The 18,065-nt window shown below is 62.9% G+C and carries 22 protein-coding genes; 5 read left to right on the top strand and 17 right to left on the bottom strand.

Going from position 1 to position 18,065, the window contains the following annotated elements:
- The 3 genes from AC2FL1_RS18430 to hmgA all read right to left on the bottom strand — a co-directional run.
- A partial coding sequence (locus tag AC2FL1_RS18430) for a VOC family protein (protein WP_496877889.1) occupies nucleotides 1-357 on the bottom strand: 357 nt, incomplete at its 3' end.
- A 7-nt stretch (nucleotides 358-364) separates the two neighbouring features.
- A complete protein-coding gene (gene fahA / locus AC2FL1_RS18425; RefSeq protein ID WP_496877888.1) occupies nucleotides 365-1,618 on the bottom strand; it encodes a fumarylacetoacetase in 1,254 nt (417 codons plus the stop codon).
- Nucleotides 1,619-1,691: 73 nt separating this feature from the next.
- Complete coding sequence (gene hmgA, locus AC2FL1_RS18420; protein ID WP_496877887.1) at nucleotides 1,692-3,047, bottom strand: homogentisate 1,2-dioxygenase; 1,356 nt, start codon at nucleotides 3,045-3,047, stop codon at nucleotides 1,692-1,694.
- 58 nt (nucleotides 3,048-3,105) lie between these two features.
- Here hmgA and AC2FL1_RS18415 point away from each other — a divergent pair, with 58 nt between their 5' ends.
- Together AC2FL1_RS18415 and AC2FL1_RS18410 are read left to right on the top strand one after the other, a co-directional pair.
- On the top strand, nucleotides 3,106-3,558 hold the full coding sequence (locus tag AC2FL1_RS18415; RefSeq protein WP_496825827.1) for a MarR family winged helix-turn-helix transcriptional regulator: 453 nt from the start codon (nucleotides 3,106-3,108) through the stop codon (nucleotides 3,556-3,558).
- Nucleotides 3,559-3,632: 74 nt separating this feature from the next.
- Nucleotides 3,633-4,880, top strand: coding sequence for an adenylate/guanylate cyclase domain-containing protein (locus tag AC2FL1_RS18410; RefSeq protein ID WP_496877890.1), 1,248 nt, complete (start codon nucleotides 3,633-3,635; stop codon nucleotides 4,878-4,880).
- Here the strand turns inward: AC2FL1_RS18410 and AC2FL1_RS18405 are convergent, their stop codons facing one another.
- The 3 genes from AC2FL1_RS18405 to rplS all read right to left on the bottom strand — a co-directional run bounded on the left by AC2FL1_RS18405 (nucleotide 4,881) and on the right by rplS (nucleotide 6,503).
- A complete protein-coding gene (locus AC2FL1_RS18405) occupies nucleotides 4,881-5,690 on the bottom strand; it encodes a division plane positioning ATPase MipZ (RefSeq protein ID WP_496877886.1) in 810 nt (269 codons plus the stop codon).
- A gap of 196 nt (nucleotides 5,691-5,886) precedes the next feature.
- A complete protein-coding gene (gene rpmE, locus AC2FL1_RS18400) occupies nucleotides 5,887-6,108 on the bottom strand; it encodes a 50S ribosomal protein L31 (protein WP_234139893.1) in 222 nt (73 codons plus the stop codon).
- Between the two features lie 11 nt (nucleotides 6,109-6,119).
- Nucleotides 6,120-6,503, bottom strand: coding sequence for a 50S ribosomal protein L19 (gene rplS, locus AC2FL1_RS18395; RefSeq protein WP_234139892.1), 384 nt, complete (start codon nucleotides 6,501-6,503; stop codon nucleotides 6,120-6,122).
- Between the two features lie 402 nt (nucleotides 6,504-6,905).
- Between rplS and AC2FL1_RS18390 the strand changes: the two genes are divergently transcribed.
- The 3 genes from AC2FL1_RS18390 to AC2FL1_RS18380 are packed head-to-tail and all read left to right on the top strand — an operon-like array spanning nucleotide 6,906 to nucleotide 9,380.
- Nucleotides 6,906-7,715 carry a glycoside hydrolase family 25 protein gene (locus AC2FL1_RS18390; protein ID WP_496877885.1) on the top strand — a complete coding sequence of 270 codons (810 nt, stop codon included), beginning with the start codon at nucleotides 6,906-6,908 and terminating at the stop codon, nucleotides 7,713-7,715.
- 50 nt (nucleotides 7,716-7,765) lie between these two features.
- Entirely contained in the window at nucleotides 7,766-8,566 is an 801-nt protein-coding gene (gene trmD / locus AC2FL1_RS18385; RefSeq protein WP_496877884.1) for a tRNA (guanosine(37)-N1)-methyltransferase TrmD, read from the top strand.
- A gap of 58 nt (nucleotides 8,567-8,624) precedes the next feature.
- On the top strand, nucleotides 8,625-9,380 hold the full coding sequence (locus AC2FL1_RS18380) for a TylF/MycF/NovP-related O-methyltransferase (protein WP_496877883.1): 756 nt from the start codon (nucleotides 8,625-8,627) through the stop codon (nucleotides 9,378-9,380).
- Nucleotides 9,381-9,457: 77 nt separating this feature from the next.
- On the opposite strand, the gene AC2FL1_RS18375 is transcribed toward AC2FL1_RS18380, so the two are convergent.
- The 11 genes from AC2FL1_RS18375 to nadC all read right to left on the bottom strand — a co-directional run bounded on the left by AC2FL1_RS18375 (nucleotide 9,458) and on the right by nadC (nucleotide 18,065).
- Nucleotides 9,458-10,849, bottom strand: a complete 1,392-nt coding sequence (locus tag AC2FL1_RS18375) for a ferredoxin reductase family protein (RefSeq protein WP_496877882.1) — start codon at nucleotides 10,847-10,849, stop codon at nucleotides 9,458-9,460.
- 286 nt (nucleotides 10,850-11,135) lie between these two features.
- A complete protein-coding gene (gene rimM / locus AC2FL1_RS18370) occupies nucleotides 11,136-11,639 on the bottom strand; it encodes a ribosome maturation factor RimM (protein WP_496877881.1) in 504 nt (167 codons plus the stop codon).
- 144 nt (nucleotides 11,640-11,783) lie between these two features.
- On the bottom strand, nucleotides 11,784-12,419 hold the full coding sequence (gene bluB, locus AC2FL1_RS18365) for a 5,6-dimethylbenzimidazole synthase (RefSeq protein ID WP_496877880.1): 636 nt from the start codon (nucleotides 12,417-12,419) through the stop codon (nucleotides 11,784-11,786).
- An 11-nt stretch (nucleotides 12,420-12,430) separates the two neighbouring features.
- Nucleotides 12,431-12,796, bottom strand: coding sequence for a 30S ribosomal protein S16 (gene rpsP / locus AC2FL1_RS18360; protein ID WP_234139885.1), 366 nt, complete (start codon nucleotides 12,794-12,796; stop codon nucleotides 12,431-12,433).
- Between the two features lie 93 nt (nucleotides 12,797-12,889).
- Nucleotides 12,890-13,186 carry a chorismate mutase gene (locus AC2FL1_RS18355; protein ID WP_011048942.1) on the bottom strand — a complete coding sequence of 99 codons (297 nt, stop codon included), beginning with the start codon at nucleotides 13,184-13,186 and terminating at the stop codon, nucleotides 12,890-12,892.
- Nucleotides 13,187-13,190: 4 nt separating this feature from the next.
- Nucleotides 13,191-13,793: a GNAT family N-acetyltransferase gene (locus tag AC2FL1_RS18350; RefSeq protein WP_496825813.1), complete on the bottom strand. Its 603-nt coding sequence runs from the start codon at nucleotides 13,791-13,793 to the stop codon at nucleotides 13,191-13,193.
- Nucleotides 13,790-14,299: a GNAT family N-acetyltransferase gene (locus tag AC2FL1_RS18345; RefSeq protein ID WP_496877879.1), complete on the bottom strand. Its 510-nt coding sequence runs from the start codon at nucleotides 14,297-14,299 to the stop codon at nucleotides 13,790-13,792. The genes AC2FL1_RS18350 and AC2FL1_RS18345 overlap by 4 nt, the downstream gene beginning before the upstream one ends.
- Nucleotides 14,296-14,832 (bottom strand): GNAT family N-acetyltransferase, encoded by a 537-nt coding sequence (locus AC2FL1_RS18340; RefSeq protein ID WP_496877878.1) that lies wholly within the window; start codon nucleotides 14,830-14,832, stop codon nucleotides 14,296-14,298. Before AC2FL1_RS18340 ends, AC2FL1_RS18345 begins: the two co-directional genes overlap by 4 nt.
- A complete protein-coding gene (locus AC2FL1_RS18335) occupies nucleotides 14,829-15,371 on the bottom strand; it encodes a GNAT family N-acetyltransferase (protein ID WP_496877877.1) in 543 nt (180 codons plus the stop codon). Before AC2FL1_RS18335 ends, AC2FL1_RS18340 begins: the two co-directional genes overlap by 4 nt.
- 1 nt (nucleotide 15,372) lies before the next feature.
- Nucleotides 15,373-16,890 (bottom strand): signal recognition particle protein, encoded by a 1,518-nt coding sequence (ffh, locus tag AC2FL1_RS18330; protein ID WP_496825805.1) that lies wholly within the window; start codon nucleotides 16,888-16,890, stop codon nucleotides 15,373-15,375.
- Between the two features lie 326 nt (nucleotides 16,891-17,216).
- On the bottom strand, nucleotides 17,217-18,065 hold the full coding sequence (nadC, locus tag AC2FL1_RS18325) for a carboxylating nicotinate-nucleotide diphosphorylase (protein ID WP_496825803.1): 849 nt from the start codon (nucleotides 18,063-18,065) through the stop codon (nucleotides 17,217-17,219).

Below are 18,065 nucleotides of genomic sequence, written 5' to 3'. Positions count from 1 at the left end.
GTCCCTTTCCAGGAATTCCAGCCGGTTGCCAAAGGGGTCTTCGGCAAAGAACCGGCGGCGGTTCTTGATTGTGTCGTCCCAGCGCGGGCTCTGGCCCAGGGCCTCGATCCGCGCGGCGACGGTGTCTATGTCAATGACGGCAAAGCCCGGATGGGCCTTGCGCGCGGGGGTGAAATCGGGCTCGACCCCCAGGTGCAGTTCGGCACCGTTCAGCGCCAGCCACAGCCCGCCGCGCGCCTTCAGCGCGCCGGGCTTGGCGATCTTGGCCAGACCCAGACCCGCGCACCAAAAGGCGCGCGCCGCGTCCTCGCCCCCGGTGGGGATCGCGATCTGGATATGGTCAAGAGACAGGGTCATGCGCAGATCAGCCCCAGGCCTTGGCGGGCAGGATCTGGCCCGTGCAATCGCCGAACCCGATGGTATAGCCATCGCCGCGCGCATTGCCGCGCAGGGTCAGCGTATCGCCATCCTCGATGAAGCCGCGGCTTTCGCCGGTTTCCAGCGTGAAAGGTTCGCGCCCGGCCCAACTGAGTTCCATCAGCGAGCCGAATTCACCGCGTTCCGGCCCCGAGATGGTCCCCGACCCCAACAGATCGCCCGCATTCATCGCGCAGCCGCCAATGGCGTGATGGCACAGCTGCTCGGCCGCCGAATAATACATGCGGCTATAGTTGGTCTTGGCGATGACCGAGGCGCGGTCGGCACCTTCCGGCTGCATCAGAACCTCAAGCTCGATGTCATAAAGCCCGTCCTTACTGCCCTTGAGATAGGGCAACAGCTCTTTCTCACGCGGCGGCGTGGGGGCGCGGAAGGGCTCCAGCGCGGCGGCCGTCACGATCCAAGGGCTGATCGAGGTGCCGAATGCCTTGCCTTGGAACGGCCCCAGCGGCTGATATTCCCAGCCCTGGATATCGCGCGCCGACCAGTCGTTCAGCAGCACATAGCCAAAGATCATCGCATCGGCCTCGTCCACCGTGATCGGCTGGCCGAACTCGGACCCGGTGCCGACGATGGCGCCCATCTCCAGCTCGATATCGAGCCGTTTGGAGGGGCCAAAGGACGGCATTTCGGCATCGGGGGCCTTGGTCTGGCCGTTGGGGCGATGGATCGGCGTACCCGACACCACGACCGAGGAGGCGCGGCCATTGTACCCGATCGGAATATGCAGCCAGTTGGCCGGCAGATCGGGCGAGCCGCGCAGGATCGCGCCCATGTTCTGGGCATGCTGACGACCGGCGTAAAAATCGGTGTACTCGCTGACCACCAGCGGCATGTGCAGCGTGGCCTCGGCCATCGGCACCAGCAGCGGTTCGACAGCCTCCTGCTCTTTCGAGCCTTTGGACAGAAGCGCGGTCAGCCGTTCGCGCAGGGCGGCCCAGACGGCGGGGCCTTCCTCCATCAGATCGTTCCAATAGGGCACGTCGAACAGCGGATAGTCGGTCAGCGCGACGAGACCCTCGGCCTCGGCCTCGGCCATGTCGAGGATCATGTCACCGATGGCCACGCCGCAGCGGGGTTCATCCTCGCCGGTCGAGAAGACGCCATAGGGCAGGTTGTTCAGCGGAAACGGGTGGTTGGCGCTATTGGCCGAAGCCACCCAGGATTTCAGAAGGGGCATGTTGTCTCCAAACGCATGTCACGGGCGAGGCCGAGATTTTTCGTCGAAAAATCTGGGCCCCCTCAGCCGCAGCTTATTTCTTGCCGGGGGTGCCGTCGAATTTCTTCTCCAGCGAAGTCCAGCAGTCGATGTAATCGTCCTGCAACGGCGCCTCCTTGGCGGCGAATTCGGTCAGATGCTGGGGAAAGCGGGTTTCGAACATGAAGGACATGGTCTGGTCCAGCTTGTCGGGGCCAAGATTGGCGTTCGACGCCTTCTCGAACGCTTCCTTGTCCGGCCCGTGCGGCAGCATCATGTTGTGCAGGCTCATCCCGCCGGGGACAAAGCCCTGCGGCTTGGCGTCATACTGGCCATAGATGTTGCCCATCAGCTCGGACATGATGTTCTTGTGATACCACGGCGGGCGGAAGGTATCTTCCATCACCATCCAGCGCTCGCGGAACAGGACAAAGTCGATATTGGCGGTGCCCGGCACGCCCGACGGCGCGGTCAGCACCGTAAAGATCGACGGATCGGGATGGTCGAACAGGATCGCGCCCACCGGGCAATAATTGCGCAGGTCGTATTTGACCGGAGCGTAATTGCCGTGCCAGGCCACCACGTCCAGCGGGCTGTGGCCGATCCTGGTGGTGTGGAACTGGCCGCACCATTTCACCGTCACGGTCGAGGGCGTCTCGCGATCCTCGAACGCCGCGACTGGCGATTTGAAATCGCGCGGGTTGGCCATGCAATTGGCGCCGATCGGGCCACGGCCAGGCAGCTCGAACTTCTGGCCATAGTTTTCGCAGACAAAACCACGGCACGGGCCTTCCAGCACCTCGACCCGGTAGACCAGGCCGCGCGGCAGGATGGCGATTTCCTTGGGTTCGACGTCGATGATGCCCAGCTCGGTCGCAAAGCGCAGCCGGCCCTCTTGCGGCACCACCAGCAGCTCGCTGTCGGCGGAGAAGAAATAGTCGTCGACCATCGAGTCGGTCACCAGATAGATATGGCTGGCCATGCCCACCTGGGTGTTCACGTCCCCGGCGGTGGTCATGGTGCGCATACCGGTCAGCCAGGTCAGCCCCGCGCCCGAATGTGCCACCGGATCCCATCGGTACTGGCCCAAGCTGATCACATCGGGGTCGATGCAGGGGGCCGACTTCCAATAGGGCAGATCGATCTTTTCATAGCGGTGCGAGTGCTTGACCGAGGGCCGGATGCGATAACACCAGGTCCGCTCGGGGCGGGTCGCGGTAAAGGCGGTGCCGCTCAGCTGTTCGCCATAAAGGCCATAGTTGCATTTCTGCGGGCTGTTCATGCCCTGGGGCAGGGCGCCGGGCAGCGCCTCGGTCTCGAAATCGTTGCCCCAGCCCGGCATGTAACCTTCGGTCGTGCCGGCGGGCGTCGCGGCCTGCGTCAGCAGATGGGGGTCTGTCGGTCGGTTCATATCGCGTGTCTCCGGTAATCTGCTTGCGGAATAATAGTTGATTTTGTAACTAACAAGCATGACAGAGACCAATTTACCCGAAAATGATGACTTTGAGTTGCGAAGTTTCCTGCCATTCCTGCTGAATCAGGCGGCCGAGCAGAGTTCTTTGGAGTTTCAGCAGGTCTATAAGAATCGCTTTGGCATGCTTCGGACAGAGTGGCGGGTGCTGTTTCACCTGGGAAATTCCGGCGAGATGACGGCCAAGCAGATTGGCGATCTGGCGCTGATCCACAAGACAAAGGTCAGCCGCGCGGTCGCCAAGCTGGGGCAACGGCGTTATCTTACACGCACTCGTGATGAACGCGACCGCCGGTCCGAGCGTTTGGCATTGACCCCGGCGGGAGAGGCAGTCTACCGCGAGTTGCGCGGTATTGCCGAGCAGTATGACGCACGGATGGCGGCCAAGTTCACCAAGGGCGAGGTGGCACTGTTGCGGGTCATGCTGCGGCGTTTGGCGGCGATGGAGTGACCCTCGAAACCGGGGGTGTGACCGCATAGATAGATCCCGTGACAGGCGTAGGTGCCACGGGGCTGGAGAGACATATGGATGCGGCAGGGCAATTTCACGCAGAGGCGGATGCCTCTTCGGCACAGCTGATCTCGTGGCTGCTGCAACGCGGCCTTGAAGGTGCGCGCCAGGACGAATTGCTGCATGGCTATTGCGAGCGGCTGGTGGAACTTGGCGTGCCGCTCTATCGCCTGCATGTGGCGCAGAGCGCGTTTCACCCGAAATATGGCGGGCTCGGATTCAACTGGTTCCGTGAACAGGGGGTATCCAGCGAGGAATACGGCTATACCGAGACCCCAAACGCGGCCTGGATACGCAGTCCGCTCTATCACCTGCTCGACAGCGGCGAGCAGGAGTATCGGGAACGTCTGCTGGACAGCAATGTCGACAGCCGCTTTCCGCTGCTCAACGAGCTGCGCGAGCGTGGGGCGACCGATTATTTCGCCGCTGGCGTGATCTTGGAAAAGCGCGCGCATTTCGAGCGGATCGACCCGGCGAACACGCCCGAAGGGGTGCTGATCTCGTGGACGAGCAACGGGCCGGACGGGTTCTCGGACACCGATCTGCGGCTGGTGCGCGAGGCGCTGCCGCAACTGGCGCTGGCGCTGAAATCGGCGGCCAACCGGCAGATGGCGGGCGATCTGCTTCAGGTCTATCTGGGGCGCGATGCGGGGCGGCGGGTGTTGTCGGGAGAGATCCAGCGCGGATCGCTCCAGCAGATCGACGCGGTGCTGTGTTACTTCGACCTCAAGGACTTCACCGCACTGACCGAACGCACACCGGGGCCCGAGCTGATCGCGATGCTGAACGACTATTTCGGCATGGCGGTTGCGATCATCCAGGAGCATGGTGGCAATATCCTGAAATTCCTGGGCGATGGGATCCTTGCCATGTTCAACCTTGAGACGCCCGAACAATCGGCGGCGGCAGGGCTGGACGCAGTGGTGCAGATGCGCCGTTGCATGGATCGCAAGAATGCCGAGCGCAAGGCCCAGGGCGAGACCACGACCGGGGTCACGCTGGCCCTGCATGCGGGCGAGATCCTCTATGGCAATATCGGCGCCGAGAACCGGCTGGATTTCACCGTGATCGGTCCGGCGGTCAACCTGACGGTGCGCCTGTCCGGCCTGCACCGGTCGGTCGGGCGCAACATCATCCTGTCCGAACCGGTGGCCGAGATCGCGGGCCATACGGCGCATGATCTGGTCAGCCTGGGCAGGTACATGCTGCGCGGCGTGTCCGAGCCACAGGAACTCTATACAATCTACGAAGCGCCCGCCTGATCAGAAATCGATCTCGACGCCGGGCAGTTGCAGCGCTTTCATCATGTCGCGCAGCTCTTGCCGGGCGGCGATGTTCGAGATGTTGAGCTGCTTGACCCCAACGTCCTTGAGGTCAAGGAGCGTCAGCCCGCGCGGGAACAACTCGCGAAAGATCACGCGTTCCGAGAAACCGGGAGCGATGCGGAACCCGATGCGGCTGGCCAGCATCTCGATGGCGCGTTCCATCTTTTCCTTGTTGACCATGCGCTGGGTGCCGACGCGGTTGCGCACCACGACCCAGTCGATGGGTTTCAGCCCGGCCTGCGCCCGCAATTGCCGCGCGTTCCAGACCATCTCGGAATAGACCGAGGGGCCGAGGATCTTCTCGCCGCTGGTATCGATCCGGGCGAGCAGGTCGAAATCGACGAAACTGTCGTTGAGCGGGGTAACCAGCGTGTCGGCCAGCGAATGCGCCACCTGGCTCAGCCTTGTATGCGAGCCGGGGCAGTCGATCAGGATGAAATCGCTGTCTGCTTCGAGCCGTGCCACCGCAGCGGACAGGCGATGGTCGAACACGTTCTCGCCCGGCTTCAACGAAGCCGGATCGATCTCGGGCAGGTCGTGGTTGCGGGGCGAGGGCAGGTCCAGACCCGAGGCCTTGTTGAAGGCCGCGCGGTTCTCGAAATAGCGGCCCAGGCTGCGCTGGCGCAGGTCGAGGTCCAGCGTGTTGACCTTGTAGCCCAGCCGCGCCAACGCGCTGGCCACATGCATGGATACGGTGGATTTGCCCGCGCCGCCCTTTTCGTTGCCGACGACGATGATATGCGCCATTGCCTGCGTCCCCTGATCTCCGAACCTTTGCTGGCCCGGTATTGGGGCACACTATATGTTGTGTGCCGGGCGAAGGGAAGCGCAGACAGGGTTCTGTACCTCGCCTCCGGTTGGTTTCTGTCGCCCGAGCCGGTTGCGGCAAAGAAAAAGGGCCGCCCGTCCGGGCGACCCTTGAAGACGAACAAAGTCAGCGGGTTCAGAAACCCAGGCCTTCGTATTTCTTCTTGAACTTCGACACTCGGCCGCCGGTGTCCATCAGGCGGGACGAGCCGCCGGTCCAGGCCGGGTGGGACGAGGGGTCGATTTCCAGCGACAGGGTGTCGCCTTCCTTGCCCCAGGTGGATTTCATCTGGATGACGGTGCCGTCGGTCAGCTTGACGTCGATCAGGTGGTAATCGGGATGGATGTCGTTTTTCATCTTTCCGCTCCTTACGCTTCGGCGTCAGCCTTGGGTTTGTAGTTGGTGACTTCGGCGATACGGGCCGATTTGCCACGGCGCGAACGCAGGTAGTAGAGTTTCGCACGACGCACGCGGCCACGGCGGACAACGGTGATGCTGTCGATGTTGGTCGAATAGAGCGGGAACACACGTTCCACGCCTTCGCCGAACGAAATCTTGCGTACGGTGAACGAGCCGGCGATGCCGCTGCCGTTCTTGCGGCTGATGCAGACGCCTTCATAGTTCTGCACGCGCGAACGGGTGCCTTCGGTCACCTTGTACCCGACACGAATGGTGTCGCCGGGTTTGAAATCGGGGATATCTTTCCCCAGGGCGGCAATCTGTTCCGCCTCGAGCTGTGCGATAAGATCCATCGCTTTTCTCCTGGTTTGCCCGTGGTTCTACCCACGAAGATATGTGCGTCCCGAGAGCTCGTGGCCTTCGACCGGGTCCGCCGCAGCGCCCGCCCGAGATCGGATCGTCCGTTTCTTTGGTTCGGTCTGGCACCCTCGGTGAACCGGTCGAAGAAACCGGATGGAATGTGCAAACAGGCCAAACATCCGGAGCCGCCAGCGGCGATTCCAGACCGGCCTCGTTTAGGCGCAACCGGGGCCGGGATCAAGAGCTTTGCGGGTCCCGGAGCGACTTTTTAAGGCAGGTCCGCAAAGGTCCCGCCGATTTTCGCTTATCCCGGGGCGAGTGGTTGCTTTTGGCAGACGCCGCGCCAATTTCTGGTGCAGTACTGATTTCAAATCACGGTTTCATAGCGAGTCATTATGCGATCCCTGCTCCTCCTCTCCGTCCTTCTGTGCCTGATGGCTGCCTGTGGTCGCCGTGCGCCCGAACCCGAGCCGGTCGCAGCCCCCGATCCGATGCGGGCCGAACTGGCGCAACTGGTCACCTATCCGAAATTCGGTGATGCCGATCCGCATCCCTGGGACGGGCGCGCGCCGCACAGCTACCCGATTCACGGGATCGACATATCGCGTTGGCAGGGCAATATCGACTGGACGACCGCCCGCGCGGCAGGTGTAAACTTTGCCTTTATCAAGGCGACCGAGGGTGGCGATGTCGCCGATCCGAAATTTGCAGAGCACCGCCGCGGGGCGCAGGCAGCAGGGGTGCCCTGGGGTGCCTATCACTATTACTACTTTTGCCGCCCGGCGGAGGAACAGGCTCGCTGGTTCATCCGGCATGTGCCGCGCGGCGCTGACCTGCCGCATGTTCTGGACATGGAATGGACCCACCGCTCGCGCACTTGTCCGCTGCGCCCCGACGGAGCCAAGGTGCGGGCCGAGGCACGCAAGTTCCTTGACATTCTCGAAGCGCATTACGGGCGCCGGCCCATCATCTATACGACGGTGGATTTCTATCGCGACACCGGCATCGGACAGTTGCGCGATGCCGAGTTCTGGTTGCGCTCGGTCGCGGGCCATCCGCGCCAGGTCTATCCCGGCGCTTACTGGACCTTTTGGCAATATACCGGCACCGGACTGATACCGGGGATCGAGGGCAAGGTGGATATCAACGTGTTCCGCAGTGCCCCTGATATCTGGCTACGCTGGAAGGCCGGGCAGATCGGCTAGGCGCGCGCGGCCGCTTCCCTCGACCTGCGCCTTGCCCTATGACAGCGGCCATGAGCAACGCACCCACCCGTTCCCATGGCCGCAAGGCTATCCGCCCGACGCTGCAACCCCGCGAGTTGATCACCGACACGCCAGATCTGCACGGTGTGTGGAAGGCGCGGGTGATCACCCTGTTTCCGCAGGCCTTTCCCGGTGTTCTGGGCGAAAGCCTGACGGGCCGCGCCCTGCAAGAGGGGCTTTGGCAGCTGGAAACCATCGAACTGCGCCAGTTCGGCATCGGCAAACATCGCAATGTCGATGACACCCCGGCCGGCGGCGGCGCCGGCATGGTACTGCGCGCCGATGTGCTGGCCCCCGCGATCGAACGGGCGATGCATGGTGCTAGCGGCAACTGGCCGCTGATCTACCTGTCGCCGCGCGGCCGCCCGATGGATCAGGCGCTTATGCAGTCGCTGGCGCGCTGTGACGGGGTCACGCTGATCTGTGGCCGCTTCGAGGGCGTCGACGAGCGGGTGCTGGAGCATTACGGCATTCAGGAGGTCTCGCTGGGCGACTTCGTGATGACCGGTGGCGAGATTGCGGCGCAAGCCCTGATCGACGCCACTGTGCGATTGCTGCCGGGCGTGCTGGGCAACCAGGCCTCGACCGAGGAGGAAAGCTTTTCCTCGGGCCTTCTGGAGCATCCGCAATACACCCGCCCGGCTGAATGGATGGGCCGCCCCATCCCCGAGGTTCTGATGTCGGGTCATCACGGCAAGGTCGCGGAATGGCGCCGTGAAAAGAGCGAAGAGATCACCCGCGCCCGGCGCCCCGACTTGTGGCAGCGGCATCAGGCGGCCAAGGATGATTGACAGGCCCGCAGGTCAACTGTGCTAATAGCTTTGCGGCCAGCAGGGAGGACGACCGGTCTTGTTCTATGGAAAGCTTCAGGGTGAAAACGCCAACCGCTTCCGCGAGGCGCTCAAGACGTTGCAGGAACTGTTCGGCGCGGTCTATGCCTCGGACAACCTGATCGGGCTGCAACGGGCGGGCGGGTTCCGCGAGGACAAGAAATTCGTCGAGACCCTGCGCCGTAACGCTCAGACCCAGCAGGAACTTTCCATCGCCTGGCGGCTGCACACGCTGCTCTGGGCGGCGCAGAACGTGATGCACCTGCCCGGCGATTTCGTGGAATGCGGGGTTTGGAAAGGGTTCTGTTTCGCTTTCCTCACCGACTACCTGGATTTCGCCAGATCGGACAAGACGCTCTATCTCTATGATACGTATCAGGGCATCCCCGAGGCGATGAACTCCGAAAACCGCTCGAACCAGGTCTATGAAAAGGACACCGCCGACGACCCCGATGCGATCCTGAAGGTGGTGCAGCAGCGCTTTGCCAAGGTGCCCAACACGCGGATCGTGCAGGGCATGGTGCCCGACAGTTTCGCGCAGACCTGTCCCGAGCGGATTGCGCTGTTGCATATCGACATGAATTCGGCGGCCTCGGAAATTGCTGCGCTGGAGGCGCTGTTCGACAAGGTGGTGCCAGGCGGGATGATCGTGTTCGACGATTACGGCTGGACCGGCTACGCTGCGCAACGCCACGCTGAAAACGCCTTCATGGCCGCGCGGGCACACACGGTGCTGGAGATCCCCACCGGACAAGGGTTGGTGATCAAGCACTGAGGGCGCGCGCCGGGCTCGGTTGGTTGCGCCTCGGAACTTGGGAGGCTGCTTTGCGGGACGAAGCGCCGCTATGGAGCTCAAGGCTCAATCGCCGCCTGATCTTGTAACGAGCCTTTCAGTGCCGAAGTCTCCCTTCGGTTCAGGATCCAGGCTGCAAGCGTTTTCAACCCAACGCCCGTCCGGAATTCGAACTCTTCGTAGTGAAAATTTCGAGCATTGACGCCACGCTGCGCCAAACCTTTCCTGAGCGATTCGCGCAGCGAAACCGGACCGCAGAATGAAACATGCATCTTTGACAGATCCCCCGAAATGCTTTGGGAAATCATCGTGGCCGACAGTCTCTTGCCTTCATTCGAGACGATCAAGTGCAGATCAAGGTTGGATTTCGCATTAGCAAGGGCCTCCAACTCCGAAAGATGTGGCACTTGGTCACGGGACTTCACGCAGTAAAAGAGATCGACATGCTCGGCGGTTTCTTCAAGCGCATGTGCCCAAGCCAGAAACGGGGTAATGCCGATGCCCCCGGCAACCCAAATCTCTGGCGTTTTGCCATGGTGTCGAAATCTGCCAAAAGGCCCTTGGACCCGAACATCCTGGCCAATCTGAACCGCGTTTTTGAGGCTATAGGTAAAATCGCCAAGGGCCTTGATCGTTACCCGCAAAGAGCCGTTTTCATCAATTTTCGAAAAGCTGAAGGGATGGGGCTCAGCCAAGCCGGCGCCAGTGAATCGCAACACACCGAACTGCCCCGGTCTGGGACGCAATGGTTTCCCTGAAGGTGACAATGTGATGGCCATGGCGTCACCCGTGTCTTGAATGTCTGTGATCTTGTAGCCGTAGCTCGGGCGCATCGTTTCAGGCAGAAGCATCCAGATGTAAGCCGCAAGCCCAGCCACACAGAAAAACCCGGGATAGAGCCCTGACGGGTCGCTCATGGCAAAGGGCTTCATGATGAAAAAGAAATGGAACACCCCTGCGGCGAACATCGCCCCCATGGCTTTGTGCGTCCATTTCCAGAGGTGATATGGGATGAATGTCGCAACCGACACGACCACGAGGATCAACAAGCCATAAAGACTGATTTCGCCCAAGGTCTCTGCCAATTCGTTGAGCGCAGTTTCGCGGCCTAGGTCGTTCATGTCCGCATCAATCGTATCATGCAGCAAAAGCGCGATCATGGCGATGATGCCTGCCCATTTGTGCAAGACATAAACGCGGTCCAATCCACCAAAGACGGTTTCGATACCTCGCAACCGGGTAGACAGGATTTGCCCCCAAGCCATCAGGATCAACGCAGCAAGACCAAGATACTGAGAAAAGAGTGCAACCTTGTCGGTCACATTCGGCAGCGAAAAGAGTTGATATGCGGGGAAGAGTGCTGTCGCCGCAATGACCAAAAGTCCAAGAGGGTTCATGTCAAATTCCAAAATTGCCGATTTCTGCGACGAAGTAACCAAGCTGTCTGCCATGCGACCATCTGGAAAAGGCTCATCAGTTTCAAACGCCCTTTGACTTCTGCAATCTAGCAAACTGAGACGCATTGCGTCTGTAAGGTTCCTTGTTCGGCGTCACGAATATCGGCCATTTCCGCGATGGAAAACCCCTTGATTCACGGCTTAGGCCAAATGTTTACGAAGGAAACCGGCCATTCGAGCGGTCCGCAGCATCGGTGAATTTGGGCTCAATGCCGTCATTCGCTGCTGCGCTCAAAGGCCCTGCGCAGACATCGCGAATTAGGGGCAGCCCCAACCGCAGTCAGAACAGTCCTTCGGGCGGGTCGGCGACGATGCGGCGCTGGTCGAGGTCCACGGTCGGGACGACGGCCTGGGTAAAGGGCAGCAGGACCGGCGATTTCAGCCCGGCACCGCCCACCTCCAGCAGATCCGAAGCGCCGTGGTTCTGCACCGAGATCACCTTGCCCAGAAGCGTGCCTCCGGTGTCGAACACCTCCAGCCCGATCAAGTCGGTGTGATAGAATTCGTCGTCAGGCAGCGAAGGTAGACGGTCACGTTGGGTATAGAGGCGCACGCCCTTGAGCGCGTCGGCCTCTTCCTTGGTCTCGACCCCGCCCAGATGGGCTGCAAACCCGTTCTTGATCGCGCGGGTCAGCACGATGGGATAGCGCGCCGTACCGCTCTCGTCGGTCAGCGGCGAGTAGAGTTCGATATCCTCGGGAACCGCGCAAAAGCTTTTCAGCCGCACTTCGCCACGCACTCCGAAAGAGCCCGCAACCGAACCGACGCAAATCAGATCGCTCATCTCCGCCATCCCTCGCATAAATCCATCTCGACCCGCCCGCCGGCATCCAGACAGCGGTCGCGGTGGGCATTGCGTTCGTATACCACTCCGCCGACAAAGGCGACCGTGACAAAGAAAAACAGCCGGACGGGGCGGAGCATGGGCTTACCGTGTCTCAATTGTCAGGCGGGGGTCGCGCGCCTCCCAGCCAGCGGTTTCCAGTTCCGGAATGCCCGAGCTTTCTAGTGGCCAACCGATGCAGAAATATCCGATCAGCCGCCAGTCCTCGGGCGTGCGCAGGTCGCGGCAAAGGCGGTCGGGGTCGAGGATCGACACCCAGCCCAGCCCCAGCCCCTCGGCCCTGAGCGCCAGCCAGAACAGGGTGATGGCCGACACGACCGAGTAGCGCCGCATTTCCGGCATGGTGCCCGCGCCCAGCCCGTGCCCCTTGACCGTCGTATCATCGCAGAACACCGCCAGTTGCACCGGCGCCTCTTGCATGCCTGACAGTTTCAGCTGGCTGTACTGCTGCGCCCGATCGCCGGAATAACCCTTGAGGGCTTCGGCGTTCGCGGTTTGGTAATTCTCTAGCGCCGCCGCGCGGGCGGCCTTGCTTTCGACGCGGATCACGCGCCAGGGTTCGCTCAGCCCCACCGAGGGGGCCAGGCGAAAGGTGTCGAGGCAGCGCGTCAGCACTGCCTCGTCCACCGGATCGGTGCAGAACCGGCGTACATCGCGCCGGAGCCGCATCAGCAGGTCGAACTGCGTGCGGAAATCGTCGGAAAAGCTCTGATCCCGCACGCGCGTCCTGCTTACTCTTCGGCTGCCGCTTCGGCTGCTGCAGCGGCCTTTGCCGCCTTCTCCTCGGCGCGTTCCTTGGCTTTCTTGCCCGGCACGGCCTTGTTGGGGTTCGAGCGCTCGGTCTTGCCGACGACGCCAGCAGCTTCGAGCATGCGGGCGACGCGATCGGTGGTCTGGGCGCCCTGGCTCAGCCAGTACTGCACGCGCTCGACATCCATTTTCACGCGCTCTTCGCTGTCTTTGGGCAGCAGCGGGTTGTAGGTGCCCAGCTTCTCGATGAAGCGGCCGTCGCGCGGCATGCGGCTGTCTGCGGCCACGATGCGGTAGAAGGGACGCTTTTTCGAGCCGCCACGGGCCAGACGGATTTTCATTGCCATTGTGTTTCTCCTTTGATGGCGTCACGCCAGCGGCGTGTTTTGGTGGTGACCGGCTGTCTGCCGGTTATTGCTGATACGTGTTGATCCACAGGATCACTCCTGGTGTTTCCTGTGGTGTCGGATGACTTCCTGAATGATGAAATTCAGGAAAGCCTTGGCGAAATCAGGGTCCAGATCGGCCTCTTTCGCCAGGTCTTCGAGTCGCTCGATCTGTTGTGCCTCGCGCACCGGATCGGACGGGGGAAGGTCGTGCTCGGCCTTTAGCTTGCCCACGGCCTGGGTGTGTTTGAACCGCTCGCCCAGCGTGTAGACAAGGATCGCGTCCAGCCGGTCGATGCTGGCGCGGTGGCCTTTCAGCAGTTCGGCGGCGCGCGCCACGGGATCAGGCATGGTGTCAGTCAATGGCCCATCCTTTCGGTTTGAACAGCGGGTCGGCGTAATGCGCGATTTCCATGTCGATCCCATGTGCCAGCTGGGTGCCCTCCAGCTTGGCGGGCGAGGGGTGACGATAGACCGCGTCATTGCCGTCGATGGTCGGTGCCTCGGGGTCCTTCTTGGCCCCCAGCCGCTCGGCCAGGCGGATCGAGTCGAGGTTCTTGGGGTCGATATAGCTGACGGCGGTTTCCCAGCCGAGATTGCGGTAGAAATGTTTGCGCGCCGCATGGGTCGCCTCGAGCGCATAGCCCTTGCCGGCGGCATCGGGCCAGATCACCCAGGCGATCTCGGCCTCGGGCCATTTCGCAGGTTTCCAGCCGCCCGCCATGCCATAGGTCTCGTCCGTCACCTTGTCGTGGATCATCCACATGCCATAGCCGCGGATCTGCCAATGGCCGATCTCGGCGGCGTAAAGCATCCACGCCTCATAGGGGTTCAGCGGCCCGCCCATGAACCGGGCGCGATAGCTGGTGAAGGTTGATTTGAAATCCGGGTAATCCTCGGGCTCGGGGCCGCGCAGGATCAGGCGTCGGGTTTCGATGACGGGGATGGTATGGGTCATGCCAACCCCCGCAGATCGTGTGCAATCACCACATCGCCCGGGTCTTCGCCGATGCCGTCGGGGTCGATCACCCCGCCCAGCCGCAGGCCCAGCGCGATGGAACGCTGGTTGGCCGGGTCGATGATGTTGGTAAGCCGGTTCCAGCCGAAATTGCGCCGCGCCCAGATCATAACGGCGCGAGCGGCCTCGGCGGCATAGCCCTTGCCCTCGGCCGCAGGCGTCACGAACCAGCCCAGTTCCGGGCCCGGATAGCCGTCGGGTTCGTAGATACCCACCTCGCCCACATATGCGCCGCTGTTGCGCAGTTCGACGCCAAAGGGGCCATAGCCGCGCAGGGTCCAGATGCCGACATCCGAGGCCCAGACGCGCCAGGCGGCGGCGCGGTCCATCATGCCGCGTTCATGCGCCGCGCGGGGCGAGGCAAAGAAGGCGGCCCAATGCTCGAAATCCTCAAGCTTTGGTGCGCGCAGGGTCAGGCGGTCGGTGTGCAGGGTGGGGATGCTCATGCCACACCCCCTGCCAGATCGTCGGGGCCGGGATGGCGATAGACATGTTCGGTGCCGTGCGTGACATTGTCATAGCTGCGCTCGAAACGCGCACCCATGCGTTCGGCCAGCGCAACCGAGCGGGCATTGCCCGGAAAGATGTTCGAGCTGAGCGTTTCAAAGCCCAGTACAGCATAGGCGTAGCGGCGGATTTCCTCGGCAGCCTCGCGGGCATATCCTTTGCCCTCGGCGCCTTGGTAGACGACCCAGCCCAGTTCCGGTTCCGGCCAACCCTCGGGCGACCAGATGCCGACAAAGCCGACCGGCTCTCCCTCGCGGGTCTCGGCCATCCAGAAGCCATAGCCATGCAGCACCCAATGGCCGATCATCGAGGCGAACCAGCGCCAGGCCTCGTTGCGGCTGAGCGGGCCGCCAAAGCCCCAGCTGCGATCACCATTGGCAAAGAAGGTGGCCACGCCATCGAAATCGCGTGCCTCGGGTGCGCGCAGGATCAGGCGTTGGGTGGTCAGGGTCGGGATCTGCAGGTCGATCATGCATAAGCCTCCATGCCGCCATCCGACAGTTCGGACGGGGCCGGGTGGCGCCAGATCTCCAGCATGCCGAACCGTTCATGGGTGAACAGCCCGTCCTGGGTGGCGCCCAGACGCTGGGCGACGCGGCGCGAGCCATCATTGCCGGGCGCGACCAGGCTGATCGCGGTCTGCCAGCCCAGCACGTCATAGGCATAGTCGCGGGCGGCGCGGGCGGCTTCGGTCGCGTATCCCTTGCCCTCGAACCCGTCCATCAGGTCCCAGCCGATTTCCGGCTCGGGCCAGCCCTCGGGGCACCACAGCCCTATGATGCCGGCAAAGCGGCCAGTCGCTGTCTCTTCGACCGCCCAGCGGCCATAGCCGCGCAGCTGCCAATGGCCCAGCTCGACCGCCAGCATGCGCCAGCTTTGTTCCGCAGGGACCGGCCCGCCCACGAATTTCGACCGATCTGACGCGAAGAAGGCCGCGAAGCCCGGGAAATCCCGTTGCTCCGGCGCGCGCAGCGTCAGCCGTTCGGTCGATATGGTGGGGATCGGGGTCACGTTACTTCTTCTTTCCCAGCCCGCTCAGACCCGGAGGCAGGCCCATGCCGCCCAGACCGGGCAGGCCGCCGGGCAGACCGCCCTTGCCGCCCATCGCCTTGGCCGCTGCCTCCAGCGCCTTGGGGTCCATGCCCTTGGCCATCTCGGCCATGTCGGCGGGCGTGCCAGCCTTGCCGAACATGCCCTTCATGGCCTGTTTCAGCATGCCGCCCTTACCCATCTTGCCCATCTTCTTCATCATGTCCGCCATCTGGCGGTGCATCTTCAGAAGCTTGTTGAGATCGCTGACCTCCATCCCGGCGCCGGCGGCGATCCGCTTCTTGCGGCTGGCCTGGAGCAGGGCGGGATTGGCACGCTCGCGCTTGGTCATCGACTGGATCAACGCGATCTGCTGTTTCAGGACACGGTCGTCGAGGCCTGCTGCATCCATCTGCTTGGCCATCTTGCCCATGCCCGGCAGCATGCCCATCATGCCCTGCATGCCGCCCATCTGGATCATCTGTTCCAGCTGCATCTTGAGGTCGTTCATGTTGAACTGACCCTTGGCCATGCGCTTCATCATGCGCTCGGCCTGTTCCATCTCGATGGTGTCCTGGGCCTTTTCGACCAGGGCAACGATATCGCCCATGCCCAGGATGCGGCCGGCGATACGCTCGGGCTCGAAGGTTTCGAGCGCGTCCATCTTCTCGCCCAGACCGACAAAGCGGATCGGCTTGCCGGTCACCGCGCGCATGGACAGAGCAGCGCCGCCGCGCCCGTCGCCGTCCATCCGGGTCAGCACCACGCCCGAGATGCCGATCTTGGCGTCAAACTCCTCGGCCACCTCGACGGCGACCTGGCCGGTCAGGCCATCGACCACCAGCAGGGTTTCGCGCGGGGTGACGACGTTGCGGACATCCTCGACCTCTTGCATCAGCACCTGGTCGATATGCAGGCGACCGGCGGTGTCGAGCATGTAGACGTCATAGCCGCCCATCATCGCCTGCTGCTTGGCGCGCTTGGCGATATCCACGGGTTTCTGGCCCGGCACGATCGGCAGGGTATCGACGCCGATCTGCGCACCCAGGACGGCCAACTGATCCATCGCCGCCGGGCGATAGACGTCGAGCGAGGCCATCAGCACCTTCTTGCCCTCGCGCTCTTTCAGGCGCTTGGCCAGCTTGGCCGTGGTGGTGGTCTTGCCGCCACCCTGAAGGCCGACCATCAGGATCGGTGCCGGCGGGTTGTCGATCTTCAGCTTGCCGGGGTCTTCTTCGCCGCGCAGCACGTCGACCAGCGCGTCATGCACGATCTTGACCACCTGCTGGCCCGGCGTGACCGATTTGGTCACCGCCTGACCGGTCGCCTTGTCCTGCACCGCCTTGACGAAGTCACGCGCCACCGGCAGCGAGACGTCGGCCTCGAGCAGTGCGACGCGCACCTCGCGCAGGGCGGTCTTGACGTCTTCTTCGCTCAGCGCGCCCTGCTTGGTCAGGCGGTCGAAGACGCCAGAGAGGCGTTCGGACAGATTTTCAAACATGGCTCTCCGGCTCCTTTTGCCTGTTGCGGTGGCGCCCCCAAGGTAGGAAGCGGTGGATCAATACACAATCGCCTCCACGGGCGTAACACGCTGGTGGAGGGCGATCCCCGGACAATACCGGGGACCGGAAGGTTTGACGCTTCCGGACAGTTGCGGCGGGATTACGCGGATCGGGCCGGGGAGTCAAGCCGCGCGGGCAAGAGGGGGCGCTGCCCCCGTCACCTGCGGTGACTCCCCCGGGATATTTTCAGCAAGAGGAAAGAGGCAAGTCTGTCTCTTCATTTCGCCACAAATACTCCGGAGCGCGAGGCAGCGCCTCGCATGGATCAGAAATCCAGGCCCAGATCGACGGTGCGATAGGAATGGGTCAGCGCGCCTGAAGAGATGTAGTCCACGCCGGTGGCGGCGATCGCGGCGACCGTGTCGAGGGCGACATTGCCGCTGGCCTCGGTGATCAGGCGCCCGCGCGCCATCCGCACCGCCCGCGCCAGTGTCTCTGTGTCCATGTTGTCGAGCAGTACCGCATCGGCGCCGCCCACTGCCAGTACCTCTTCCAACTGGTCTAGGCGGTCGACCTCGATCTCGACTTTGACCATATGCGAGGCGCGGGCGCGGGTCGCTTCGAGGACCGGGCGGATGCCGCCGGCGGTGGCGATATGGTTGTCCTTTATCAGGATCGCGTCGGACAGCGAATAGCGGTGGTTGAAGCCGCCCCCATGCAGCACCGCCTGTTTCTCGACCAGCCTGAGACCCGGCGTGGTCTTGCGGGTGCAGGTGACGCGCGCGTCGGTGCCGTGGGTTTCGGCCACCAGCGCGGCGGTCAGGGTTGCGACGCCGCAAAGCCGCCCGGCAAAGTTCAGCGCCACCCGCTCGGCCGACAGGATCGCGGCGGCCTCGCCCTCGATCACCATCAGTGTGTCCCCGGCGGCGCAGGTCAGGCCATCGGGCAAAAGCGTGTCGACCCGCAGCGCCGGGTCGACCAGCCGGAAGGCCAGCGCGGCGACCTGCATGCCCGAGACGGTGGCGGCGGAGCGGGCGTTCAGCCGGGCGCGGTAACGGGTGCCGGGTGCGATCACGGTGCGGGTGGTGATGTCGCCATAGGTTCCCAGATCCTCCATCAGCGCGGCGCGCACCAGCGGTTCCAGGATCAGGTCGGGCAGGGGGGCATGGGTCAT

This window comes from Ruegeria sp. YKSF070, assembly GCF_059612725.1.
Note: the sequence above shows the minus strand (reverse complement) of the source record. Positions and strands in the feature narration are given on the sequence as shown.

Excerpts from the sequence above, each read along its gene's own strand:
- fahA (WP_496877888.1), bottom strand. The coding sequence starts at position 1,618 with ATGCCCCTTCTGAAATCCTGGGTGGCTTCGGCCAATAGCGCCAACCAC.
- hmgA (WP_496877887.1), bottom strand. The coding sequence starts at position 3,047 with ATGAACCGACCGACAGACCCCCATCTGCTGACGCAGGCCGCGACGCCC.
- AC2FL1_RS18415 (WP_496825827.1), top strand. The coding sequence starts at position 3,106 with ATGACAGAGACCAATTTACCCGAAAATGATGACTTTGAGTTGCGAAGT.
- AC2FL1_RS18410 (WP_496877890.1), top strand. The coding sequence starts at position 3,633 with ATGGATGCGGCAGGGCAATTTCACGCAGAGGCGGATGCCTCTTCGGCA.
- AC2FL1_RS18405 (WP_496877886.1), bottom strand. The coding sequence starts at position 5,690 with ATGGCGCATATCATCGTCGTCGGCAACGAAAAGGGCGGCGCGGGCAAA.
- rpmE (WP_234139893.1), bottom strand. The coding sequence starts at position 6,108 with ATGAAAAACGACATCCATCCCGATTACCACCTGATCGACGTCAAGCTG.
- rplS (WP_234139892.1), bottom strand. The coding sequence starts at position 6,503 with ATGGATCTTATCGCACAGCTCGAGGCGGAACAGATTGCCGCCCTGGGG.
- AC2FL1_RS18390 (WP_496877885.1), top strand. The coding sequence starts at position 6,906 with ATGCGATCCCTGCTCCTCCTCTCCGTCCTTCTGTGCCTGATGGCTGCC.
- trmD (WP_496877884.1), top strand. The coding sequence starts at position 7,766 with ATGAGCAACGCACCCACCCGTTCCCATGGCCGCAAGGCTATCCGCCCG.
- AC2FL1_RS18375 (WP_496877882.1), bottom strand. The coding sequence starts at position 10,849 with ATGGCAGACAGCTTGGTTACTTCGTCGCAGAAATCGGCAATTTTGGAA.
- rimM (WP_496877881.1), bottom strand. The coding sequence starts at position 11,639 with ATGAGCGATCTGATTTGCGTCGGTTCGGTTGCGGGCTCTTTCGGAGTG.
- rpsP (WP_234139885.1), bottom strand. The coding sequence starts at position 12,796 with ATGGCAATGAAAATCCGTCTGGCCCGTGGCGGCTCGAAAAAGCGTCCC.
- AC2FL1_RS18355 (WP_011048942.1), bottom strand. The coding sequence starts at position 13,186 with ATGCCTGATCCCGTGGCGCGCGCCGCCGAACTGCTGAAAGGCCACCGC.
- AC2FL1_RS18350 (WP_496825813.1), bottom strand. The coding sequence starts at position 13,793 with ATGACCCATACCATCCCCGTCATCGAAACCCGACGCCTGATCCTGCGC.
- AC2FL1_RS18345 (WP_496877879.1), bottom strand. The coding sequence starts at position 14,299 with ATGAGCATCCCCACCCTGCACACCGACCGCCTGACCCTGCGCGCACCA.
- AC2FL1_RS18340 (WP_496877878.1), bottom strand. The coding sequence starts at position 14,832 with ATGATCGACCTGCAGATCCCGACCCTGACCACCCAACGCCTGATCCTG.
- ffh (WP_496825805.1), bottom strand. The coding sequence starts at position 16,890 with ATGTTTGAAAATCTGTCCGAACGCCTCTCTGGCGTCTTCGACCGCCTG.
- nadC (WP_496825803.1), bottom strand. The coding sequence starts at position 18,065 with ATGACCCATGCCCCCCTGCCCGACCTGATCCTGGAACCGCTGGTGCGC.